General features: G+C 63.0%; 19 protein-coding genes and 2 tRNA genes. 6 read left to right on the plus strand and 15 right to left on the minus strand.

What is annotated here, in order from left to right:
- Nucleotides 1–102 precede the first annotated feature (102 nt).
- A complete protein-coding gene (locus QPW08_RS06275) occupies nucleotides 103–1,110 on the minus strand; it encodes an RcnB family protein (RefSeq protein ID WP_284124879.1) in 1,008 nt (335 codons plus the stop codon).
- Between the two features lie 186 nt (nucleotides 1,111–1,296).
- On the opposite strand from QPW08_RS06275, the gene QPW08_RS06280 reads away from it, so the two are divergent.
- The gene (locus QPW08_RS06280; protein WP_284124880.1) at nucleotides 1,297–1,875 is read left to right on the plus strand and encodes a PNPOx family protein; all 579 of its coding nucleotides are present in this window, start codon (nucleotides 1,297–1,299) and stop codon (nucleotides 1,873–1,875) included.
- 108 nt (nucleotides 1,876–1,983) lie between these two features.
- Nucleotides 1,984–2,718, plus strand: a complete 735-nt coding sequence (gene mddA, locus QPW08_RS06285; protein ID WP_284124881.1) for a methanethiol S-methyltransferase — start codon at nucleotides 1,984–1,986, stop codon at nucleotides 2,716–2,718.
- A 115-nt stretch (nucleotides 2,719–2,833) separates the two neighbouring features.
- On the opposite strand, the gene ettA is transcribed toward mddA, so the two are convergent.
- On the minus strand, nucleotides 2,834–4,513 hold the full coding sequence (gene ettA, locus QPW08_RS06290; RefSeq protein ID WP_284124882.1) for an energy-dependent translational throttle protein EttA: 1,680 nt from the start codon (nucleotides 4,511–4,513) through the stop codon (nucleotides 2,834–2,836).
- A 200-nt stretch (nucleotides 4,514–4,713) separates the two neighbouring features.
- Between ettA and QPW08_RS06295 the strand changes: the two genes are divergently transcribed.
- Together QPW08_RS06295 and QPW08_RS06300 are read left to right on the plus strand one after the other, a co-directional pair.
- A complete protein-coding gene (locus tag QPW08_RS06295; protein ID WP_284124883.1) occupies nucleotides 4,714–5,931 on the plus strand; it encodes a GGDEF domain-containing protein in 1,218 nt (405 codons plus the stop codon).
- Nucleotides 5,932–5,976: 45 nt separating this feature from the next.
- Complete coding sequence (locus QPW08_RS06300; protein ID WP_284124884.1) at nucleotides 5,977–7,365, plus strand: M20/M25/M40 family metallo-hydrolase; 1,389 nt, start codon at nucleotides 5,977–5,979, stop codon at nucleotides 7,363–7,365.
- Between the two features lie 3 nt (nucleotides 7,366–7,368).
- Here QPW08_RS06300 and QPW08_RS06305 read toward each other — a convergent pair whose 3' ends face one another.
- The 6 genes from QPW08_RS06305 to QPW08_RS06330 all read right to left on the minus strand — a co-directional run bounded on the left by QPW08_RS06305 (nucleotide 7,369) and on the right by QPW08_RS06330 (nucleotide 13,186).
- The gene (locus QPW08_RS06305) at nucleotides 7,369–8,532 is read right to left on the minus strand and encodes a DUF1501 domain-containing protein (protein ID WP_284124885.1); all 1,164 of its coding nucleotides are present in this window, start codon (nucleotides 8,530–8,532) and stop codon (nucleotides 7,369–7,371) included.
- A gap of 2 nt (nucleotides 8,533–8,534) precedes the next feature.
- Nucleotides 8,535–9,947 carry a DUF1800 domain-containing protein gene (locus QPW08_RS06310; RefSeq protein ID WP_284124886.1) on the minus strand — a complete coding sequence of 471 codons (1,413 nt, stop codon included), beginning with the start codon at nucleotides 9,945–9,947 and terminating at the stop codon, nucleotides 8,535–8,537.
- A gap of 150 nt (nucleotides 9,948–10,097) precedes the next feature.
- Nucleotides 10,098–10,174: transfer RNA gene (locus tag QPW08_RS06315), tRNA-Pro, on the minus strand.
- Nucleotides 10,175–10,197: 23 nt separating this feature from the next.
- Nucleotides 10,198–10,274 (minus strand) — tRNA-Ile (locus tag QPW08_RS06320).
- A gap of 74 nt (nucleotides 10,275–10,348) precedes the next feature.
- Nucleotides 10,349–11,335 (minus strand): polysaccharide deacetylase family protein, encoded by a 987-nt coding sequence (locus QPW08_RS06325; protein ID WP_284124887.1) that lies wholly within the window; start codon nucleotides 11,333–11,335, stop codon nucleotides 10,349–10,351.
- 39 nt (nucleotides 11,336–11,374) lie between these two features.
- A complete protein-coding gene (locus QPW08_RS06330) occupies nucleotides 11,375–13,186 on the minus strand; it encodes a histidine kinase dimerization/phospho-acceptor domain-containing protein (protein ID WP_284124888.1) in 1,812 nt (603 codons plus the stop codon).
- A 213-nt stretch (nucleotides 13,187–13,399) separates the two neighbouring features.
- Here QPW08_RS06330 and QPW08_RS06335 point away from each other — a divergent pair, with 213 nt between their 5' ends.
- Entirely contained in the window at nucleotides 13,400–13,864 is a 465-nt protein-coding gene (locus QPW08_RS06335; protein WP_284124889.1) for an Lrp/AsnC family transcriptional regulator, read from the plus strand.
- A gap of 163 nt (nucleotides 13,865–14,027) precedes the next feature.
- On the opposite strand, the gene QPW08_RS06340 is transcribed toward QPW08_RS06335, so the two are convergent.
- The 5 genes from QPW08_RS06340 to QPW08_RS06360 all read right to left on the minus strand — a co-directional run bounded on the left by QPW08_RS06340 (nucleotide 14,028) and on the right by QPW08_RS06360 (nucleotide 17,499).
- Nucleotides 14,028–14,495 carry a BLUF domain-containing protein gene (locus QPW08_RS06340; RefSeq protein ID WP_284124890.1) on the minus strand — a complete coding sequence of 156 codons (468 nt, stop codon included), beginning with the start codon at nucleotides 14,493–14,495 and terminating at the stop codon, nucleotides 14,028–14,030.
- 99 nt (nucleotides 14,496–14,594) lie between these two features.
- Nucleotides 14,595–15,944, minus strand: coding sequence for an acetyl-CoA carboxylase biotin carboxylase subunit (gene accC, locus QPW08_RS06345; protein ID WP_284124891.1), 1,350 nt, complete (start codon nucleotides 15,942–15,944; stop codon nucleotides 14,595–14,597).
- A gap of 10 nt (nucleotides 15,945–15,954) precedes the next feature.
- Entirely contained in the window at nucleotides 15,955–16,455 is a 501-nt protein-coding gene (gene accB / locus QPW08_RS06350; RefSeq protein WP_284124892.1) for an acetyl-CoA carboxylase biotin carboxyl carrier protein, read from the minus strand.
- An 89-nt stretch (nucleotides 16,456–16,544) separates the two neighbouring features.
- Complete coding sequence (gene aroQ / locus QPW08_RS06355) at nucleotides 16,545–16,976, minus strand: type II 3-dehydroquinate dehydratase (RefSeq protein ID WP_284124893.1); 432 nt, start codon at nucleotides 16,974–16,976, stop codon at nucleotides 16,545–16,547.
- Between the two features lie 109 nt (nucleotides 16,977–17,085).
- Complete coding sequence (locus QPW08_RS06360) at nucleotides 17,086–17,499, minus strand: holin family protein (RefSeq protein WP_284124894.1); 414 nt, start codon at nucleotides 17,497–17,499, stop codon at nucleotides 17,086–17,088.
- A 126-nt stretch (nucleotides 17,500–17,625) separates the two neighbouring features.
- On the opposite strand from QPW08_RS06360, the gene QPW08_RS06365 reads away from it, so the two are divergent.
- On the plus strand, nucleotides 17,626–18,084 hold the full coding sequence (locus tag QPW08_RS06365) for a MaoC family dehydratase (protein ID WP_284124895.1): 459 nt from the start codon (nucleotides 17,626–17,628) through the stop codon (nucleotides 18,082–18,084).
- A gap of 17 nt (nucleotides 18,085–18,101) precedes the next feature.
- On the opposite strand, the gene QPW08_RS06370 is transcribed toward QPW08_RS06365, so the two are convergent.
- Together QPW08_RS06370 and QPW08_RS06375 are read right to left on the minus strand one after the other, a co-directional pair.
- The gene (locus QPW08_RS06370; protein WP_284124896.1) at nucleotides 18,102–18,608 is read right to left on the minus strand and encodes a hypothetical protein; all 507 of its coding nucleotides are present in this window, start codon (nucleotides 18,606–18,608) and stop codon (nucleotides 18,102–18,104) included.
- Nucleotides 18,609–18,670: 62 nt separating this feature from the next.
- Entirely contained in the window at nucleotides 18,671–19,555 is an 885-nt protein-coding gene (locus QPW08_RS06375) for an HpcH/HpaI aldolase/citrate lyase family protein (protein WP_284124897.1), read from the minus strand.
- Nucleotides 19,556–19,592 lie beyond the last annotated feature (37 nt).

Raw genomic sequence — 19,592 nt, forward strand, 5'->3', positions numbered from 1 at the left:
AGGCACCAGATGTAGGAAACCCCCGCCCGGGCAGGAACCGGGGCGGGGGTTTCACTGGTCCGGGCAGACCCCCATCGGCCCGGCGTATCCTGTGACTCTGACCTACCAGAAGAAGTCGTAGATCACGTCGACCACTTCCCCGGTGTAGATATTCACCAGCATCACGTCATCGTAATAGCGGACCCAGCGATAGGGGCCGTAGACTTCCGGCAGGCGATAGGTCCACGGATCGTTGATCCAGTAGCGGCTGCCGAAGAACAGGCTGTCGAGATAGAAGCCGATATTGACGCGGTTGTACCGGTGATAGCGGTACGGCGCATAATAGCGGCCGAGGTTGTAATAGCTCCGGTTGTGCCGGCGGTAGTTGTGCCAGTCGTAACGCCGATTGTGGCGCCAGCTGCGGTTCCAGCGGCGATAGTCGCCTCTGCGATAGTCGCGTCGGTGATCGCGGCGTGCGTCGCGGTACCCGTCCCGGCGACCATCGCGATAGGCGTCGCGCCGGTCGTAGCGGTTGTCGCGGCGCGTGTCGCGGCGATCATTGCGCCAGTCCCGCCGGGTGTCGCGACGATCGCTGCGCCAATCACGGCGGGTATCGCGCCGGTCGCTGCGCCAATCATTGCGGCGCTCGGTTCGACGTTCGGTACGGCGCTGGTCGCGAGTGTCCTGCGACCAGCGATCGCTACGCCGGTCGAGACGCCGGTCGGCGCGGCGGTCAGAACGACGTTCGGTCCTGACCGTCCGATCCCTGTCACCGCTGCGCCATTGCTCGCGGCGGTTCTCCCGCGCAATCTCGCGCTGGGTGTCCATGCGTGTGGTCTGCTGGGCGCGGCGCGGCGGTGTCTCGCCGATCCGCTGGGGCGGGGCAGAGGCGTTGCGCTGGACCTGCCGGCGTTCCTGTCGTTGCTGGCGGAATTCGCGTTGCTGCGCGCGGTTGGGGCGCGCTTGCTGGCGATTGCCACGATTCTGGCGCACCTGCTGACGCTCGCCGCGCTCGCGGTCGGCGCGCTGGGTGTCGGCGGTCTCGCTGGCCTGGGCCGGAGCAGCACTGAGCGCGAGCATGGCGGCCAGTGCGCCAATCCCGCTCGCATTGAGGAGTTGCTTGATCGTCATGGGTACCTGTTCCTTCCTGTTGCCGCGCTGCCCACCCCGGCGGCCCTTGACGGTGAATCGATAATTAAGGGAGGGCAAGTGAGCCGGAACTGAACCGGCCTGCTGGCCTCCTGTTAATGTTGAAATAGCCTTAGCTGAATGAACCTGCGCTTGACGGATCGACGGGAAAGGGAGCATTGCGCGGCCATGCTCGCACCCCCGCAATCGCTCGAGGACATCCGCCGAGACATTCAGCAGCGGCTGACTCGCGCTACGAACGATCGCAAGAGCCCCATGCACACGCCGGTTGTCGCCACCGCCGACGCCGATCTCCGCGTGATGGTGCTCCGCGCTTTCGACGCCGATTCCATGACCTTGCGTTTCCATACCGATATCCGTGCCCCCAAGGCGCAACTGATTGGAAGCGGTTCGCCGGTGGGTGTGCTGTTTTATGACAAGGGCGCCAAGATCCAGGTCCGTACGCGCGGGAGGGGACGGATCGAGCAGAACGGCCCGGTGGTCGATGCCGCCTGGGCACAAAACACCAACTTCGCCCGCCGCTGTTACCTCGGCGATGGTCCGGGCGCGGCGAGCGACACTGCGACCAGCGGCTTGCCTTCAGGGCTGGAGGGCGTGCAGCCAAGCGATGAGCAGGTGCTCCCCGCGCGGGAGAACTTCGCAGTGCTGCTGGTGCAGGTCGAGCATTGCGACTGGCTTTACCTCGCGCACACCGGGCATATGCGGGCGCAATTCGATGGCCAGGATGCAAGGTGGGTCGCGCCCTAGCTTGCCCACAGGCGGATTCGCCTTGGTCGCTGCCACCATGCTATTCTCAGCCCTGCGACCGCTGAGTCGCTTGGGGTCGCGCAAGGGTTATCTGGAGGGGGATACCTTATGCGCTTGGTTAGAGCTTTGTATGCCGTTGCGACCTACTTTCTGTTTTTCGCGACATTCGTCTACCTGATCGCTTTCGTCGGCGGGGTGTTCGTACCCAAGACCGTGGACAGCGGAGTGGCCGGGCCGATGGGTGTGGCAGTTGCCGTCGACCTGGTGCTGATCGCGCTGTTCGGGGTGCAGCATTCGGTGATGGCGCGACCGGGCTTCAAGCGATGGCTGACCGGCTTCCTACACCCGGCGATCGAGCGCAGCACCTATGTGCTGATGACGCTGGTGGTCCTGTGGATCATGTTCGCCTTCTGGCAACCGATCCCAAATGTGATCTGGGCGGTGGACACGGAAACCGCGACGCTGGCGCTATGGGCGCTGTTCCTTGTCGGCTGGACCATCGCTTTCATCAGCACCTGGCTGCTCAACCATTTCGAGCTGTTCGGGCTGCAGCAGGTGTGGCTGGACTTCACCGGCAAGGAACCGGTCGAGCAGAAGTTCCGCCAGCCGCTGTTCTACAAGGTTAGCCGCCACCCGCTCTATCTCGGCATGCTGATCGGCATCTGGGCGATCCCGGTTATGACCGCCGGGCACCTGCTGTTCGCAGCCGGCATGACGATCTACGTCCTGATCGCGATCCGCTATGAAGAGCGCGACCTGGTAGCGTTCCTGGGCGAGCAATATGCGGAGTACCGGACCAAGGTCGGGATGCTGCTGCCAGGGATCGGGAAGGCGAAGGGGTAAGGGGGCCCTTAATTCATCGTCGCCCCCGCTTAGGCCGGGGTCCAGGGCAGCAAAGGCTTTTCCAGCCAAACTGGATCCCCGCCTGCGCGGGGATGACGAACAATGGCGTTAGGAGCTACCTAGTCAGCTTCTTATACGCCAACCGCGTAGGTCGATCAGCCGCATCACCCAGACGCCGCCGCTTGTCTTCTTCGTAAGCCTCGAAGTTCCCCTCGAACCACTCGACGTGTGAGTTGCCTTCGAACGCCAGGATATGGGTCGCCAGGCGGTCGAGGAAGAAGCGGTCGTGCGAGATGACCACGGCGCAGCCGGCGAAGTTTTCGATCGCCTCTTCCAGCGCACCGAGCGTTTCGACGTCCAAATCGTTGGTCGGCTCGTCCAGCAGGAGGACATTGCCGCCTTCCTTGAGCATCTTGGCCATGTGCACGCGGTTGCGTTCGCCGCCCGACAGCTTGCCGACGTTCTTCTGCTGGTCCTGCCCCTTGAAGTTGAACGCGCCGACATAGGCACGGGTCGACATGTCGTGGCCGTTGACCTTCATGTAATCGAGCCCGTCGGAGATTTCCTCCCACACATTGTGCTTGGGATCCAAATCGTCGCGGCTCTGGTCGACATAGCCCAGGCGCACGGTCTCGCCGATTTCGATACTGCCGCTATCGGGGGTTTCCTGACCCGTAATCATGCGGAAGAGGGTCGACTTGCCCGCGCCGTTGGGCCCGATGACGCCGACGATGCCACCCGGGGGCAGCATGAAGGAGAGATCTTCGAACAGCAGCTTGTCGCCATAGGCCTTGGAGATGTTCTTGGCTTCGATCACCTTGCCGCCCAGCCGCTCGGGCACCTGGATCACGATCTGCGCCTTGCCCGGCTTGCGGCCGTCCTGCGCGTCCTGCAGCTGCTCGAACTTGCGGATACGCGCCTTGGACTTGGTCTGGCGCGCGGCCGGGGTCTGACGGATCCACTCGAGCTCGCGGCTCAACGCCTTCTGGCGGCCTGATTCCTCGCGGCTTTCCTGCTCGAGGCGCTTGGCCTTCTTCTCGAGGTAGGTCGAGTAGTTGCCTTCGTACGGGTAGTAGCTGCCGCGATCGAGCTCGAGGATCCAGCCGACGACATTGTCGAGGAAGTAGCGGTCGTGGGTGATCATCAGCACCGCACCCGCATATTCCTTCAAGTGGTTTTCCAGCCATTCGACAGATTCCGCGTCGAGGTGGTTGGTTGGCTCGTCGAGCAGCAGGATCGACGGCTTCTGGATCAGCAGGCGGGTGAGCGCGACGCGGCGCTTCTCGCCGCCCGAAAGGTTTTCGACCGAGGCATCGGACGGCGGGCAGCGCAACGCTTCCATCGCGATTTCGAGCTGGTTGTCGAGCGTCCACCCGTCGACCGCGTCGATCTTTTCCTGCAGCACGCCCATTTCTTCCATCAGCGCATCGAAATCGGTGTCGTCCTGCGGGTCGCCCATTTCGGCGCTGATGGCGTTGAAGCGTTCGACCATTTCGGCGGTCTCGCCGGCACCGTCGCGGACGTTTTCGAGCACGGTCTTGGTCGGGTCGAGCTCGGGCTCCTGCGGCAGGTAGCCAACAGTGATGTTCTCGCCCGGCCAGGCTTCACCGGTGAAATCGGTGTCGATCCCGGCCATGATCTTCATCAGGGTGGACTTGCCCGCGCCGTTGGGCCCGACGATGCCGATCTTCGCGCCCTGGTAGAACTGCAGGTTGATATTGCTCAGCACCGGCTTCTGGGCACCGGGGAAAGTCTTGGTCATGTTCTTCATGACATAGGCGTATTGCGCGGCCATCGGGGTCGTCCTTCGGATCGGAGAATCTGCGTGGATTTGCCGGTGCAGATAGGGGGCGAAGAGGCCGAGGGCAAGCGGTTCGCAGGCCTGCCGAAGCGGCCCGGCCATGTGCCGGAATTACCCCGCAAGTATGTGGCGCCCCTAAAGACGCTGTTAACCTTATTGGCCTAACCCGCAGGCGAGGGAGTGTGGCAGGGTCGATGCAGACACAGATTCTAGGACTGGTACCACCATTGATGTCGCTGTTCTTCGCAGCGACGTTCGTGGTGCTCTGGCGAGCGGGGCAGCTGAAGCGCCACGTGCTGGGCTTCGGTATTGCCTATGCCCTGGCCTCGGTCGGCTATCTCTTCACCCACCTGTTGCCACCTGACTCATTCTACATCTTTCATACCACGCAGGTCTTCTACACACTTGGCTCGGTCACGCTGATTGCCGCCGTGTGCGAGCGCTGCGGGCAACGGCTGCACCTTGGCAGCATGGCTGTCGTGTACGGTTTGAGCGCGCTGATGCTGGCTGTGACTGTCGGCGTCTCCGATGATGTCGGGCCCCGACTGATCATCGTCAACGTGGGGTATGGTGTCATGTTCGCCATGGGCGTGACGACCCTCCTAACGGCGCGGCGGCGGGACGTTGTCGATGTTGCGATCATCGCGATAATGGCTTTCCAGGCGGTCGATTTCCTGGTCAGGCCGACCATGACCCTGCTGTTCGAGCAATCGATCCCGGCCGAGGTCTACCGCCAATCGATCTATTATTCGCTGATTGGGCTGGTGCTGGCGGTGAAGGGCATCGCCACCGCGATGGTACTGATCGGCGCGACGATTGCCGAATGGACGAGGGGACTGCGCGAAAGCGGCGAACGCGATCCGCTGACCGGCCTGCTGAACCGAGGCGCGTTCGAGCAATCGATCCGCAGTATGCTGCCGCGTGCCCAGGTCGAAAAGCGCGCGCTCAGCCTCGTGGTTGCCGATATCGATCACTTCAAGCAAGTGAACGACATTTGGGGGCACCAGGCTGGCGACGCGGCGATTTCGAACTTCGGCGAGCTGATCCAGGCCACGGTGCGCGGTTGCGACGTGGGTGGGCGCATCGGCGGGGAAGAATTCTGCATCGCGGTGTGGAACTGCGAGAACGAGCCGGCCGAACGGCTGGCCGAACGGATCAGGCTGGCGTTCGCTCGCTTGCAGCACGATGGCCTCAACGACGATATCCGCCTTACCGCCAGTTTCGGCATCGCCACGGCGCGCTCCGGCGAAACTTATCGCAGCCTGTTCGCTCGGGCCGACGAAGCGCTCTACCAGGCCAAGTCGAGCGGTCGGAACCGGGTGGAAAATGCCGAGCGCGAGGCCTTGAGCAATGCTGAGCCTGACCCCGAACCCCAACCCGTTGAGCTGAAGCAGGCCGCCGCCGGCGGTTAACAGTCTGCTGGACACAGGCAGGCGGCACCATTAGCGGTTCCGCCCATGAAAACATCCCTGTTCGCGCTTGCCGCGCTTTCGCTTCCCGTTTCCGCACTGGCGCAGGTCGTCATTCCAGAGAGCACGGCGACCCGCGTCGCCGCTTCGGCAGATCGCGCCTTGGAAAGCGATGCACTGGCGTGGGACTTTGTCGAAGGCATCACCACTGAAGTCGGTCCGCGCCAGGCAGGAACCGAAGCGGAGGCTCGCGGGCGAGAATGGGCTGTGAAATGGCTCAAGGCCAACGGCTTTGACAATGTCGCGATCGAACCCTTCGAGATGGAGACCTGGGTGCCGGGCGATCAGGCGAGCGCCGGCATCGTGTCGCCATTCCCGCAGTCCTTTGTAGTGGCTCCGCTCGGCGGCAGCGCTTCGACCGGGCCAGAAGGTATCACGGCGGAGGTTGTGAATGTAGGCACTGTGGCAGAGCTGGCAGCGATGGCAGACGGCAGCCTGACAGGGAAGATCGCCTACATCACGCATTACATGACCCCTGCGCAAGACGGCTCGCATTATGGCTTTGCCGGCCCGGCCCGCTGGGTGGGTTCAGGGATCGCAGCCCAGAAGGGTGCGGTGGCGACGGTCATCAAGTCGGTCGGCACGGACTATCACCGCAATCCGCACACCGGTGGTGCGGGTTTCCCCGAAGGTGTTAAACCGACGCCAGCGGGTGCACTGAGCCTGCCCGATGCGGCCAACCTTGAACGGATGTTCGAACGGACGCAGGGTCCCATCACGATGAAGCTGACGCTGACCCCGCGTGACCTTGGTACCACGATGAGCGGCAATGTCGTTGGCGAGATTGTCGGCAGCGATCCTTCGCTGCCGCCGGTGCTGCTGGCCTGTCATATCGACAGCTGGTGGAACGGCACGGGTGCTTTCGATGATGGCGCGGGTTGCGGTATCGTCGCGGCGGCGGCCAAGGCGGTCAGCGACGCAGGGCAGCCGCTGCGCACAATCCGCGTCTTGTTTGCCGGGGCTGAGGAAACCGGGCTGTGGGGCTCCAAGGCCTATAGCGCAGCGCATCTCGACGAACCCGTCGCAGTCGGCCTTGAAAGCGATTTCGGGGCCGACCGGATCTGGAAATTCGAAAGCAATTTCCGCGAAGCCAACCCGGCGCTGCACAACCGGATCGCACGGGCCGTTGCGCGCTTCGGGGTGTCGAACGGAATGGCAGTCGCCACGGGCGGGGCGGATATCAACATCGCCCGCGACCAGAAGACCGCAATCATCGACTTGCAGCAGGACGGCACCCGCTATTTCGACCTGCACCACACGCCGGACGATACGCTCGACAAGATCGATCCCGTCCAGCTGCGCCAGAATGTAGCTGTGTGGACGCAGGTCGTCGGCATCCTCGCCAACGAGCCGAACGATATCCAGGCCGGCGAGTAGGAATTAGACGCGCAACAACCCGGTCTCGGCTGCGGCATCGCGACCCGGAAACAGTTCTGCCATTGTCCGCCAGGAATCGAGGCCAAAATGTTCGGCAATCGCGCCGGCCAGCACGCTTTCTGTCGAGCGGGTCGGCATCAGGTCGCGGGACTGGTAGAGGTCGCCCTCGCGCAAGCCCGGCCAATCGCTCAGCACGCGCCCGCCTCGGACTCCGCCACCGATGACCATCATGGCGGCACCAGTGCCGTGATCTGTGCCGCGAGTGCCATTGAGTGCGGCGGTTCGACCGAACTCTGTCGCCACCAGGACGAGCGTGTCCTGCCATTCCGGCCCCATGCGTTCGCGGAAAGCACCAAGCATCGCATCGAGCCGCCTTGCTGCGGCGGGGAACTGGAATTGCTGCCCGGCGTGGCTGTCCCAGCCGTTCGATTCGACCATCATTATCCGCGCCCCTTGCGGCCCGGACATCAGCGATGCCGCCAGCTGTCCGGCTGCCTCTGCATTGCGCAGGTTGCGGATATCGACTTCGCCCGCCATCGCGCGTGTCCTGACAGCTTCATCGAGCAGCGGCGCAAGCTGTTCGTCACCCTGGTAGAGCATCGCGATGCGTTGCAGCAGGTCGGCGCTCGCTTCAGGCAAGGCTGAAGGGGCATAGCTGGAAACAGGCTGCGGGCCCTGCAAGGCGGTGGGAACAGCAGCCGACAATGCCAGCGCCCGAGGTTCATCGTCTGCCAGCAAGCCGACCAGCCGGTTGAGCCAGCCATCGCGCCTTGCATAGGCCTTGAGCCCGCCCGTTTCGAGCAGGTTCTGGGCATCGAAATGCGATCTCTCGCGATAGGCGGAGGCCACGGCGTGCACGAACAGCACTTCATTCTGCGCCGCCATGGTTCCGATATTGGCAAAGGCCGGGTGGGGACGAAAGAAAGAACCCAGCGCTAAGGACTCCTCATAATCTTCCAGCATCGGTCCGCGCAGTCGCGCGAAATCGGGATCGCCGGTGGGAGCAAGGGTCGCCAGCCCATCGGCAGCACCGCGCTGGAGCACGAACAGCAGACGCTTGCTACCTGCGGCTGCCGCAAGGGCAGAGCCGGGTGCTGCCACCACCATGCCGCCAAGGACCAGCGAACCGAACGCAAAAGAACGTCGGGTGAAGGCAATATCGATCATGCTTACCTCCGCATCATTTCCGGCGACGACAACAGCAGTGCCAATGCCTGCGCCGGGCTTTCGGCCCGGGCAATGGCCCGGTCGGTAGTTTCGTTGATCGCTTCTGGAAACAACCGCCCTGCCAACGCAGCGACATCGTAGGTCGGCGCATTCTCGGCCAATCTCGCGGCGACTTCGATGCGCCGGATCAGCGCGTCCGGAGCAGCCCAACTGTTGGACGTATCGGGGAAGCCTTGCGGGGAAGGCGGCCCCCAGACCGGCTGGCCCAGTTCGCGCTGCATCCCGAGAAACCGGCGTGGGTTCATGCCTCCGCTGCCAACGCCGCGCAGTGCACCGATCGACCATTCCCATGGCGTGCGGAACTTCGACCCTGCCAGCTGCCACGGTTCAGGCGCATCGATGAGTGCGCGATAGACAGTTGGCAGGTCGCCATCGCTCTCGATGAAGGCCCGTTCCAGCCGGGCGACGAGGGCCGGCGGCGGGTCGTCGGCAGCGAAATGGCGGGCGAGCTTGGTCGCGATGTGGCGCGCGGTGGCCGGATGGCTGGCGAAATCGTCGAGAACTGCCTGCGCCTGGGCCGCATATTCCTGGGCATAGCGCTTGCCCATGATAATGCGCGGGCCCGGCTCATGGATGACCCGGGCATAGGCTGATCCATTGGCAAGATCCTTTGCCCTTCGCAGCTGCGGAAATCCAGCGAACGTATAGCCGGTCAGCGCTCGGGCGAATTCCGTTACGTCGGCCTGGCTGTAGCCGGCCTCCACACCGAGCGTGTGCAGCTCCATGATTTCCCGGGCGAGGTTCTCGTTGAGGCCAAGTTGCCCCCCGTTTTGCTGGCGGCGATTGCCTCGTCTGGCTGCCGGACTCCCGGGTCCGACGGACTGGACCTGGTCGAGATAAAGCAGCATCGCGGGATGCAAGGAGGCTTCGCGCAGCATGGTGCGGAAATTGCCCAAGACATTGGGCCGGATTACCTCGAACTCAGCGGAGCCGACCAATGACAGCGCTTGTGCCTTGGCTGCCGAGACAGCGAAGTGGTTGGACCAGAAGTGCACGAGGCGCTCGACAAATGGCGTATCGCTTTCGATTGCGACCTGCGCTCGGGCAGCGACGTCCGCGAGGTAGACCTCCCGGCTTTCCCGGGCTGCGGCTTGCAGGTTTTCCTGGACCGCTTTCGGATTGCCTCCTTCTTGCCCTTGCCTGCGCGCAGCACGGACCAAGGCGCGCCGCTCCTGGCGATAGGCAACCAGCTTTGCGACCCCTTCGCGCGCGCCGGGGCGATTGGCGATCGCAAGCGGCTGGGGGTCGAAACGATCGAATTGGTGCAGCAGCCAGCGACGCGCATCGTTCGGCACTGGTTCTCCAGCCCGTGCACCCAGGCCAAAACGGTTCAGGGCTGTCGAAATTTCGCTCATGGAGCAACCATGCCTTGCTGTGCGCGGAAAGTCAGGTCGCAAAGCGTATCAGAATGTAGCTGAATAGGTCCCTACAGGCCGGGTTGCCGGGGCGAAAGGATCTGGGAGAATATCCGGCGCATCCCTTGGATGATTTCGGGACATGAAAACTGGTCGGGGAGACAGGATTCGAACCTGCGACCCCCTGTACCCAAAACAGGTGCGCTACCAGGCTGCGCCACTCCCCGACCGATTTTCATGCGGTGCCCAATGGTGGGCCCGGCAGGACTCGAACCCGCGACCTAGCCGTTATGAGCGGCCAGCTCTAACCAACTGAGCTACAGGCCCCCATACGGGCATCCCGCATGCGCGCCGCTAGCGGGGCTTGGCGCAAAGGGCAAGCGGTTCTGGCACCGGAGCGCTCAGACTTTCACATGACCCATGATGTCTTGCACCGTAGTCGGCGCAACTCCGCGCTGGAAAAGGTAACCGTAGACCTGACGGAACCATTCATACAGCAAGTCAACATCGGCCTCGTTTTCGACATAGGGTGTATAGCCGGGTGCCAATGATGGGCTGTGAAACGATAGCACGATAACCGGCAATCCGTCGTCGAGTGCGATGTCGATCCCGCGAATGGCATCCTCGATCCCGACCCCTTCCGGGGTCAGCGCGATCCGTTCCAGCAAGCCGAGCCTGGCGAGCAGGCCGATCGCAGCCTGGAAACGATGCAGGGCCGGGAAGATTGCATCCGCCTGTTTGCGAAGCGGCCCCCAATAGACTGTCGTTACCGGCAGTTCGAGCAGGGTACGGTCTTTGCCAACCCACCACGGCACCAAAGGATGGCGCGCATAGTCAGGCCCGTCACTGGCGGAATAGTCGAACTTCGACCGCACCGATGTATCAACGGCAATCCCGGCCTGTTTGAGGAGCTTTGCCGTGGCCGGGCCGGTTCCATAGCGGCCCGCGCGATAGATTTGCGGCACGCAATTGAACTTGTCGGTGATCGCATCGCGCAGCATCATCAGCTTCTCGCGCTCGAGATCTGTTGGAAGGTTGCCCGCAAAGCTGTTGAAATTGCCCACTTCCTCTTCGAAGGGCGGATTGACCCAGGGATGCAGTTGGATTCCAATTTCAGCCTTGCCCCGGGCGCAGGCGTCACCGAGGATTTCCTGGGCCATCGGTGATTGCGCGATCGGCCAGTCGACGAGGTAGACAGGCGAAACCCCCAGGTTCTCGCAGAACTCCTGGAAGCGGGTCAGCTGACGGACGTGGTCGAGACCGTGTTCTGTGGCGCTGAAGTCGCCGTCCCAGTCAAACTCTTCCTCGGTATCGACAGTGAGCAGTACGCGCGGAGCGAAGCCAGGTTCGAACCTGGCGAAATTTTCCTTCGGGGGAAGGCGTTGCATCGGCCTCGGGCTGCCCTGTGTTGGCCCGGTGCAATGGTGTCAGGATACTCCTGGCCGGGCGGAAGTGGTTGCGTCCCCCTCCGGGCTAGAGTCGGCCTCTGCGGCGGTCAAGAGCGGCAAGGTAAGAGTGAGCCTGTCATCCACCCTTGCCATGCTGCCACCTGCCGAACGTGCCTCCGCACGCGCCAATCGTAGTGCGAAACCGCTGCCAAAGGATCCGGGGGTGAGCAGGCCAGTGCCGCCGGCCTTCGCGGTGGCTGCAGCGAAGATGTCGTCGCGCGCCTTCAGAGCTTCAGGCAGGTCGCATTGCAATTGCAGCGCTTCGCCACGCGCCTTTGCCGCCCCCTTGAGCGAGATACGCAGCGTTTCGCCCGGGGCGAGGGATGCGGCAAGGGCAGCGAGGATACGCCAACTCAGAGCTTCTGCTTCGCCATGCGCGAGAGCGATGCTGCAGTTCTTGTCCAGCTTGCTTGCGAACCCGGCATTGCGCGGCTTGAGAATGTCTCCGAGTTGCTTCAGTTGGCCTGCGACAATGGCCGAGAAATTCGCCTCGCCCTCTTCCAGTTCACGGACACCGCTTTCCAGTTTCGCAAGGCGGTCGAGCTCGTCGAAGCCAGCAAGGATGCGTGCCGCGTCGCCAGCAATGGCGGCGGCATGGGCACGGTATTCATGCGGAACCGGACCGAACAGTTGCTGCTGGATCACTTCGGCAAAACCCTGGATGGCGTTCACCGGAGTGCGCAGTTCGTGCAGCAACTGGCGGATGCGGTCGCTTTCCGAAGATTCTTCCTGAGCATCGTCCCTGCCGCTGGCGCGGCGGAGCCTGGCAGCATAGCCGACAAAGCGTCCGCCGAGCGGATCGAAGCGCGGCGCGGCGTCGAGATACCAGGTGCCAGCGATACTGGGAGCGCCTTCGAGCGTGACTGCGACCGAAGCGAGTGGGAGCCGGCGCTGCCAGGCCAATTGTTGCGCCCGGGGCAGGATATCGGCCACTCCCAAGTAGCGCAGCATCGGTGCGACATGCTCTTCGGCCCAGTCGATCCGTCCTTCGGCATCGGTGGTGAAGACCAATCCGTCCTGCCGTTCTTCCTGCGATTCCTGCTCCAATTCAATGAACGGGAGGTGCGGATCGGACTCTGCTGCCGTTGCCGGAGCCTGCCGGGCTTCATTCCGGCTGCGCTGGAACGCCTCGATACGCTCGACCAGCGCTGCGATCGGTGTCTGTTCCTGCTCGACCGCCTCACCCCTAGTCGGCTCAGCCACGAGTTCGGGATCGGTTTCGGGCTCAATCTTCGGCCAGGCCGGGTCTTGATCGGCCGCATCATTGGCCGGAAATGGCATGACGTTGCTGGGGCGTTCTTCGGATTCCGGATCCGCTTCTTCGGTCAGCACGAGCGGTTCATCGGTTGTCGGTAACGGCAAGGCACGGTCACTGACGCCGAGGCGGTCAAGCACCCGCATGGCCCCGTCGGGCAAATCGCGGCGCAATCGCAGGAAGCCGCGCGCGCGGATCGGCAGGCGCGGGATCAGTGCTTCCCAGTCATCTTCGTCGAGATGGGCCGAGGCCAGCGCTGCCGCCGCGACCGCCGGTTGGTCTTCGGCGAGATGCGCGGCCAGCTCCGGGTTGCGAAAGCGCCAGCTCGGCTCACGCACTATGGCGGCGCGGTCGATGGCCGGGATGGTCTCGCCCAGCGCCCCGAGCCGCAGCCAGGCCGCCGCCAGCAGGCTTTCGTCGCGCCCATGGCGGCGCTGGCCCAACAGGTCGAGCAACTGCCGGTACTGCGTGCGCGCAGCCCGCTCGCCGCTGGCGCGGTGGCGCAGCACAGTGGCAAGGCGGTCGTCGAAATGCATGGGCGCGAGCGGGCTCCGGCGGAATCGGGGTTGGCCGCTTTGTGCGGCATCCGGCGGTCAATAGCAGTTTATAAAAGGTTAAGAACCACAGCTGCGTGGTGCGTTGCAAAGCGGGACAATTGCTGTCATGAACAATATTATTAGCGAGAACGGGCGTTGGTGGGCCTGTTCCTTTCGCAACCTTGCAGGGAAGCCATAAATAAGGGGCACAGCATGGCCAATCTCGACGATATCGACCGGCGGTTGCTGGCGGAATTGCAGAGCGAAGGGCGTATCACCAATGTCGAACTTGCGCAGCGGGTGGGGCTGACGGCTCCCCCATGCCTGCGCCGGGTACGCGCGCTGGAGGATGACGGCGTCATTCGCGGCTACCATGCGGAGCTGGAACCGTCCAAGCTGGGCTTCGCCATCACCGTTTTCGCCATGGTCAGTCTGAAGAGCCAGGCCGAGGATTCGCTGCGCGAGTTCGAGGACCATATGCGCGACTTGCCTGAAGTGCGCGAAGTGCACATGCTCAATGGCGAGATCGATTTCATCCTCAAGATTGTCAGCAAGGACTTGCAGAGCTTCCAGGAATTCCTGACCAGCAAGCTGACGCCTGCGCCCAACGTGGCGAGCGTGAAGACATCGCTGACCATTCGCACCGCCAAGCATGAACCGGGGGTCCCGTTGGGGTGACCTTCTTGCGGCTCCACGCCACGATCTTCGCGCTTGGCTCGTCGGCGTTGATGTTTGCGGCCAGCATGACTGCTACCTTGGCCACGGAAGCTGAATTGACCGCCAGCTATTGGGCGGCAGCGATGTCCTGTTTCCCTTGGCCTGTATAGCGGCAACCCACCGCTCAGTCGTTTCCAGCCTCGCGCTGCCTGCCCATTACCCGATCGCTTTGTTCTGCATGATGCCGTGCCTGCTCGGCTGTGAGTGATGAAGCAAAGCTCGTGAACAGGATCTTGGTGTCGAGTTCCATTTGCGGCGGCAAAGTGCCAGTGAACACGGTGGCCGACCTGACGCCCGCCAGCGGGGTGAGCAGCGAGCGCATCGACCAGTCCGGGCATTCGCGATTTTCGCGTTCGTCCTGTCGTATATAGGTGATACCGCTGTGGCGGCTGTCGCGCTCGATCCCCCGCATCGTTTCAAGGACCGCAGCGCCTTCACCTTCGAGCAACTGCATGAAGCTCAGTGAGTTATAGGCCAGAAGCCCGGTTACCCGGCGCCGCGCATTGTTTTCGGCAGCGCGGTGAGCAAGACCTTTGACGTCTTCAGGTGTGATGCCCGGCTCAGCCCGGCTCACATACATCAGTGACAGCAAACCAGCCCCTCCCTTGCTCGCTTACACGGACCCTGGAGCGTCCATTGCAAAAGAGAAGGTCAGTGGCAACCCATTACAATTGCTGCCTTTCCTATTGAGCTAGCTTTCTCGCTCGGCCAGCCACTCTTCCAGCCACTTGATGGAATAATTGCCGTTCAGGACGTCATCCTGCCGGAGCAATTCCTGGTGCAGCGGGATGCTGGTTTTGACGCCTTCGACCACCATCTCTTCCAGCGCCCGGCGCAGGCGCATGATGCAGCCTTCGCGGTTGCGGCCATAGACGATGAGCTTGGCGATCATGCTGTCGTAATAGGGCGGGATCGAATAGCCCGCGTAGAGACCGCTATCGACGCGCACATGCATGCCGCCGGCCGGGTGGTAATAGCTGACCTTGCCGGGCGAGGGGGTGAAAGTGAACGGATCCTCGGCATTGATGCGGCATTCGATCGCATGGCCGGTGAAGGCCAGCTCTTCCTGCCGAACCGATAGCGGCTTGCCATCGGCGATGCGGATCTGTTCGCGCACCAGGTCGACGCCGGTGATGGCCTCTGTCACCGGGTGCTCGACCTGCAGGCGGGTGTTCATCTCGATGAAGTAGAACTCGCCGTCTTCCCACAGGAACTCGATGGTGCCAGCGCCGCGATAGCCCATCTTCCTCATCGCATCGGCGCAGATTTCGCCCATCCGGTGGCGCTCGGCGCTGTCGAGCACGGGGGAGGGTGCTTCTTCCAGTACTTTCTGGTGGCGGCGCTGCAGCGAGCAGTCGCGCTCGCCGAGATGGATCGCGCTGCCGTTGCCGTCGCCGAAGACCTGGAATTCGATGTGGCGCGGGTTGCCGAGGTATTTCTCGATATAGACCGTGTCGTCACCAAACGCGGCCTTCGCCTCGCTCCCGGCCTGTTTCATCAGGGTTTCGAGCTGGTCTTCGGAAGGGCAGACCTTCATGCCGCGTCCGCCGCCGCCGCTGGCCGCCTTGATGATGACCGGATAGCCGATCTCGGTCGCGATTTTCTTCGCTTCCTCTGGATCGGAGACCGCGCCATCGCTGCCCGGCACTAGCGGCAGGCCCAGCTCGCCGGCGGTCTGCTTGGCGGCAACCTTGTCGCCCATGGTGCGGATATGTTCGGGCTTGGGGCCGATCCACTTGATGTCGTGCGACTCGACGATTTCGGCGAAACGGGCGTTCTCGGAGAGGAAGCCGTAGCCGGGGTGGATCGCGTCGGCATGGCTGACTTCGGCAGCGGAGATGATCGCCGCGACATTGAGATAGCTGTCGGTGGCGCTCGGCGGGCCGATGCACACCGCATGGTCGGCCAGCCGGACATGCATGGCATCGGCATCGGCGGTGGAGTGCACCGCGACCGTCTCGATGCCCATTTCATGCGCGGCCCGGTGGATGCGCAGCGCAATCTCGCCGCGATTGGCGATAAGGATGCGGGAAATGCCCATGCGTCTCGCCTCAGCCGATGACCACGAGAGGCTGGTCGAACTCGACCGGCTGGGCGTTCTCGACCAGGATCGCCTTGATGGTGCCATCCCTGTCGGCGGTGATCGGGTTCATCACTTTCATCGCTTCGACGATGAGGATCGTGTCACCCTTCTTCACGCTGTCGCCGACATTGACGAAATTGTCCGCGCCCGGCTCGGGCGCGAGGTAGCAGGTGCCGACCATTGGCGACTTCATCGCATCGGCATGGGCTTCGGCGGCAGGCTCGCTTGCAGCGGGTGCAGGCGCGGCTGCCGCCGGGGCTGGAGCCGGTGCCGGTGCAGCCATCGCGACAGGTGCGGGTGCCGCAGCGACGACTCCGCCACCACGCGAAACGCGCACCTTGCGGTCGCCATCTTCCACTTCGATTTCCGTGAGGCCGGTTTCCGCGAGCAATTCTGCAAGCTCGCGAACCAGCTTGGTATCCACATTCATCCCGCTCTTGCGTGCGGGGGCACGTTTGGTTTCGGCCATAAATGTCCCTGTTGGTAACCCGAAGCCAAGCCGTATGCGCGGGGGCGCGCGCGGTTGCAAGGCTTCAATTGGGGCGATTTTGGGGCGTTTTACAATTCTGCCGCCTTCTCGAGCGCCACGATATAGGACTGCGGCCCGAGCCCCTGAACCGTAGCGGCAGCGGCCATGCCGACATAGGAGAGGTGACGGAATTCCTCGCGTTCCTCGGGGTTCGACAGATGCACTTCAATCACCGGCAGTTCGATCGCCTTGATCGCGTCGAGCAAAGCAATCGAAGTGTGGGTGTAGGCTGCGGCATTGAGCAGCACCGCCTTGGTCCTGCGCTCGCGCGCTTCGTGGAGCCAGTCGACCAGCTGGCCTTCGTGGTTGGTCTGGCGAAAGTCGATCTCGAGGTTGAGCTGCGCCGCCTTGACCTCGCATATTGCCTCGATGTCCGCGAGCGACTGGTGCCCGTAAATCTCCGGCTCACGCGTGCCGAGCAGGTTAAGGTTGGGGCCGTTGAGGATGAAGACTGTGTCCATGCGACCCGCTCTAACCGTTCAGGCTGGGGCCGGGAAGAGTGAATGCTGCACGAGACATGGACCGCATGGACCACAGTCCAGGCGCGAAAAAGCGCGCCCCGGCACGTCCCTATTTCTCGACGCCTTTGACCTTCCCCCACTGGCGGGCGGCGGTGTAGCCAAGGTAGCCGGTGCCGAAGAGTGCGTAGAGCGGTTCGGGCAGGCCGCCGAGATAGGCGTTGATGCCGCTGGCGATGGCGGTGGCGGAGGCGGGCGAGACTGCGGCGATCAATCCCATCGGCAGGGCGAACAGCAGGATCACATACATTACATAGAGGAAGCTCGGTCGGGCGCGGCTGGTCCAGGGATCGGGCGATTGCGCTTCGGCGACGATGGCGGAAAGGCGTGCCTCGATCGCCTTGAGCTCCTGCGTGCCTTCGAGTTCGAGCAGTTGCAGCTTGGCCTGCGCGCGGGCCTGCTTGTCGGGGATGATCTTGTCGATGATCGAGGCGACCGGTCCGATGAGGGATTCGAGGATTGCCATGGGGATGTCCTTTTGGGTTTTTAGGAGATACTTCCGATAACCAAAAAGGTTCGTGTAGGAAAACGATTGAACCTGTGGGCCGTGCCCGGCTATCGCGCGAGGACACCGCACGAGAGGAGCGCACACATGGCCGGGATCTGGTTCGACGAGATGCAAGTGGGGCAGGTCATCCAGCACCCGATCCGCCGCACGGTGACCGAAGCGGACAATGTCTTCTTCACCTGCATGACCCACAACCCGGCCCAGCTGCACCTCGACGAAGAATATATGAAGGGCACCGACTACGGTACCCGCATCGTCAACAGCTGCTTCACCCTGTCATTGATGGTGGGGATTTCGGTCAACGACACGACGCTGGGGACAGCGGTGGCGAACCTCGGCTGGGACGAAGTGCGCTTTCCGGCACCGGTGTTCCACGGCGATACGCTGCGGATCGAGACGGAGATCGTCGGCCTGCGCGAAAGCAAGTCACGGCCCAATGCCGGGATCGTGACCTTCGAGCACCGCGCCTACAACCAGAAGGACGAGCTTGTGGCGACGTGCAAGCGGTCGGGGTTGCAGTTGAAACGGCCGGTGGAGGGGTAGGGTGTTTCTCGAAACCGTCAATCGCTCGCTGCAGACAGCCCATATGCATTCAGTGCAAAAAGCGCCAGAAGCGCGAATAGGCTCGCGAAAACAAACGGTCTCGCTCGTTCGCTTAACGTACCCGACTTCTCTTCCATAAACGGCTCAGTCAAGACATCTGTAATTGAACTGTAGCAGACCATGATACTCAGCGGCGTCAGCAGTATCAAAGCCTTTACGGCAACATGGGCGGGACGGAAATTGTTGTCGAAACCGCGATAAGTTAGGTCGCGTATGGCCCCAGAGCGAAGCAATGTGGACGAGCAAAGGAGTTGAAGGGCCAAGACTTCACGCTGAAATGTTGTGAGTCGCCAATCAAAGGGCCAACCAATCCAGCCCAAGCTCCAATTCGCTAAGCGCCGATAGTATTCAAGTATGTCGCCTAAGACTGATGACACTCCGAATTGCCAGATTTGTTCGGCCATCGAAAAGAGACTTACAGCCCCGATCAAGGCACCCACCAACTGGAATGTCGACAGGCTCAAGGGGAGGTTTCGGGATCTTCCTATCAAGGTCGTGATGCGCTGCCGTGTATATTCCGCGATCTTCAAAGCCTCCCCGCCGCCCGCAACAACCCCTTCGCCCGGTCAAGATGTGGCCGGTCTAGCATCTTGCCCTCATGCCCGATGGTCCCCGCTCCGGGGTTGGCGGCGAAGATATCGACGATCTCCTGCGCGGCGGCGAGTTCTTCCTCACTCGGCGTGAAGACGCGGTTGATGACCTCGACCTGCGCCGGGTGGATGGCCAGCATGCTTGTGTAGCCCTGCCGCTTGACGTCGCGGGCGCGTTGCTCCAGCCCTTCGAGATCGCGGAAATCGGCGTGGATGGTCTCGACCGGCTGCACCCCGGCATGGCGCGCGCCGAGCAGGCACAGGCTGCGGGCGAGTTCGTAAGGGTGGTCGTAGGTTCCGTCGGGCGCGCGGTTGTCGCTCGCACCGAGAGCATCGGAGAGGTCCTCTGCGCCCCAGGTCAGCCCGCAGACGCGCGGCGCGTCGGCATAGTCGCCGCAGTGGAACATCGCGCCTGCCGTCTCGGTCGCCAGCACCAGCACGCGGGTCGAGCCCAGTTCAATCCCGTTCGCCGCCTCCAGCGCGGTCAGGAAATTGTCGAGCGTGTGCACATCCTCGCGCCCGCGCGACTTGGGCAGCAACAGCCCGCCGGGCCTGGCAGGCATGATCGCGGCCAGGTCATGCGGGGTTAGCCCGCCATCGAGCGGGTTGATCCGCACCCACAGCCGCGCACGCTCTTCGTCGCTGGCGCTGGCGAGCCTGTCATGCACCATGCGCCGCGCTTCGGGCTTGTTCTCGGGCGCGACCGCGTCTTCCAGGTCGAAGATCGCGATGTCGGCCTCGCTCGCGGCGGCCTTGTCCATCTTCTTTTCGCTGTCGCCGGGGGCGAACAGCCAGCTGCGGGCGGTGGTCGGTTCGGTCATGGCAGCAGCGTTAGCGTCTGTCTTGCGCCTTGGGTAG

Origin of the sequence: Parerythrobacter aestuarii (assembly GCF_030140925.1) — a bacterium.
In the GTDB taxonomy this organism is placed as follows: domain Bacteria; phylum Pseudomonadota; class Alphaproteobacteria; order Sphingomonadales; family Sphingomonadaceae; genus Parerythrobacter; species Parerythrobacter aestuarii.

Bases quoted from the DNA above. Each gene is read 5' to 3' on its own strand.
- accC (WP_284124891.1), bottom strand. From the start codon at position 15,944: ATGGGCATTTCCCGCATCCTTATCGCCAATCGCGGCGAGATTGCGCTG.
- accB (WP_284124892.1), bottom strand. From the start codon at position 16,455: ATGGCCGAAACCAAACGTGCCCCCGCACGCAAGAGCGGGATGAATGTG.
- QPW08_RS06300 (WP_284124884.1), top strand. From the start codon at position 5,977: ATGAAAACATCCCTGTTCGCGCTTGCCGCGCTTTCGCTTCCCGTTTCC.
- QPW08_RS06375 (WP_284124897.1), bottom strand. From the start codon at position 19,555: ATGACCGAACCGACCACCGCCCGCAGCTGGCTGTTCGCCCCCGGCGAC.
- QPW08_RS06295 (WP_284124883.1), top strand. From the start codon at position 4,714: ATGCAGACACAGATTCTAGGACTGGTACCACCATTGATGTCGCTGTTC.
- mddA (WP_284124881.1), top strand. From the start codon at position 1,984: ATGCGCTTGGTTAGAGCTTTGTATGCCGTTGCGACCTACTTTCTGTTT.
- ettA (WP_284124882.1), bottom strand. From the start codon at position 4,513: ATGGCCGCGCAATACGCCTATGTCATGAAGAACATGACCAAGACTTTC.
- QPW08_RS06365 (WP_284124895.1), top strand. From the start codon at position 17,626: ATGGCCGGGATCTGGTTCGACGAGATGCAAGTGGGGCAGGTCATCCAG.
- QPW08_RS06305 (WP_284124885.1), bottom strand. From the start codon at position 8,532: ATGATCGATATTGCCTTCACCCGACGTTCTTTTGCGTTCGGTTCGCTG.
- QPW08_RS06360 (WP_284124894.1), bottom strand. From the start codon at position 17,499: ATGGCAATCCTCGAATCCCTCATCGGACCGGTCGCCTCGATCATCGAC.
- QPW08_RS06310 (WP_284124886.1), bottom strand. From the start codon at position 9,947: ATGAGCGAAATTTCGACAGCCCTGAACCGTTTTGGCCTGGGTGCACGG.
- QPW08_RS06325 (WP_284124887.1), bottom strand. From the start codon at position 11,335: ATGCAACGCCTTCCCCCGAAGGAAAATTTCGCCAGGTTCGAACCTGGC.
- QPW08_RS06335 (WP_284124889.1), top strand. From the start codon at position 13,400: ATGGCCAATCTCGACGATATCGACCGGCGGTTGCTGGCGGAATTGCAG.
- QPW08_RS06280 (WP_284124880.1), top strand. From the start codon at position 1,297: ATGCTCGCACCCCCGCAATCGCTCGAGGACATCCGCCGAGACATTCAG.
- QPW08_RS06275 (WP_284124879.1), bottom strand. From the start codon at position 1,110: ATGACGATCAAGCAACTCCTCAATGCGAGCGGGATTGGCGCACTGGCC.
- QPW08_RS06330 (WP_284124888.1), bottom strand. From the start codon at position 13,186: ATGCATTTCGACGACCGCCTTGCCACTGTGCTGCGCCACCGCGCCAGC.
- aroQ (WP_284124893.1), bottom strand. From the start codon at position 16,976: ATGGACACAGTCTTCATCCTCAACGGCCCCAACCTTAACCTGCTCGGC.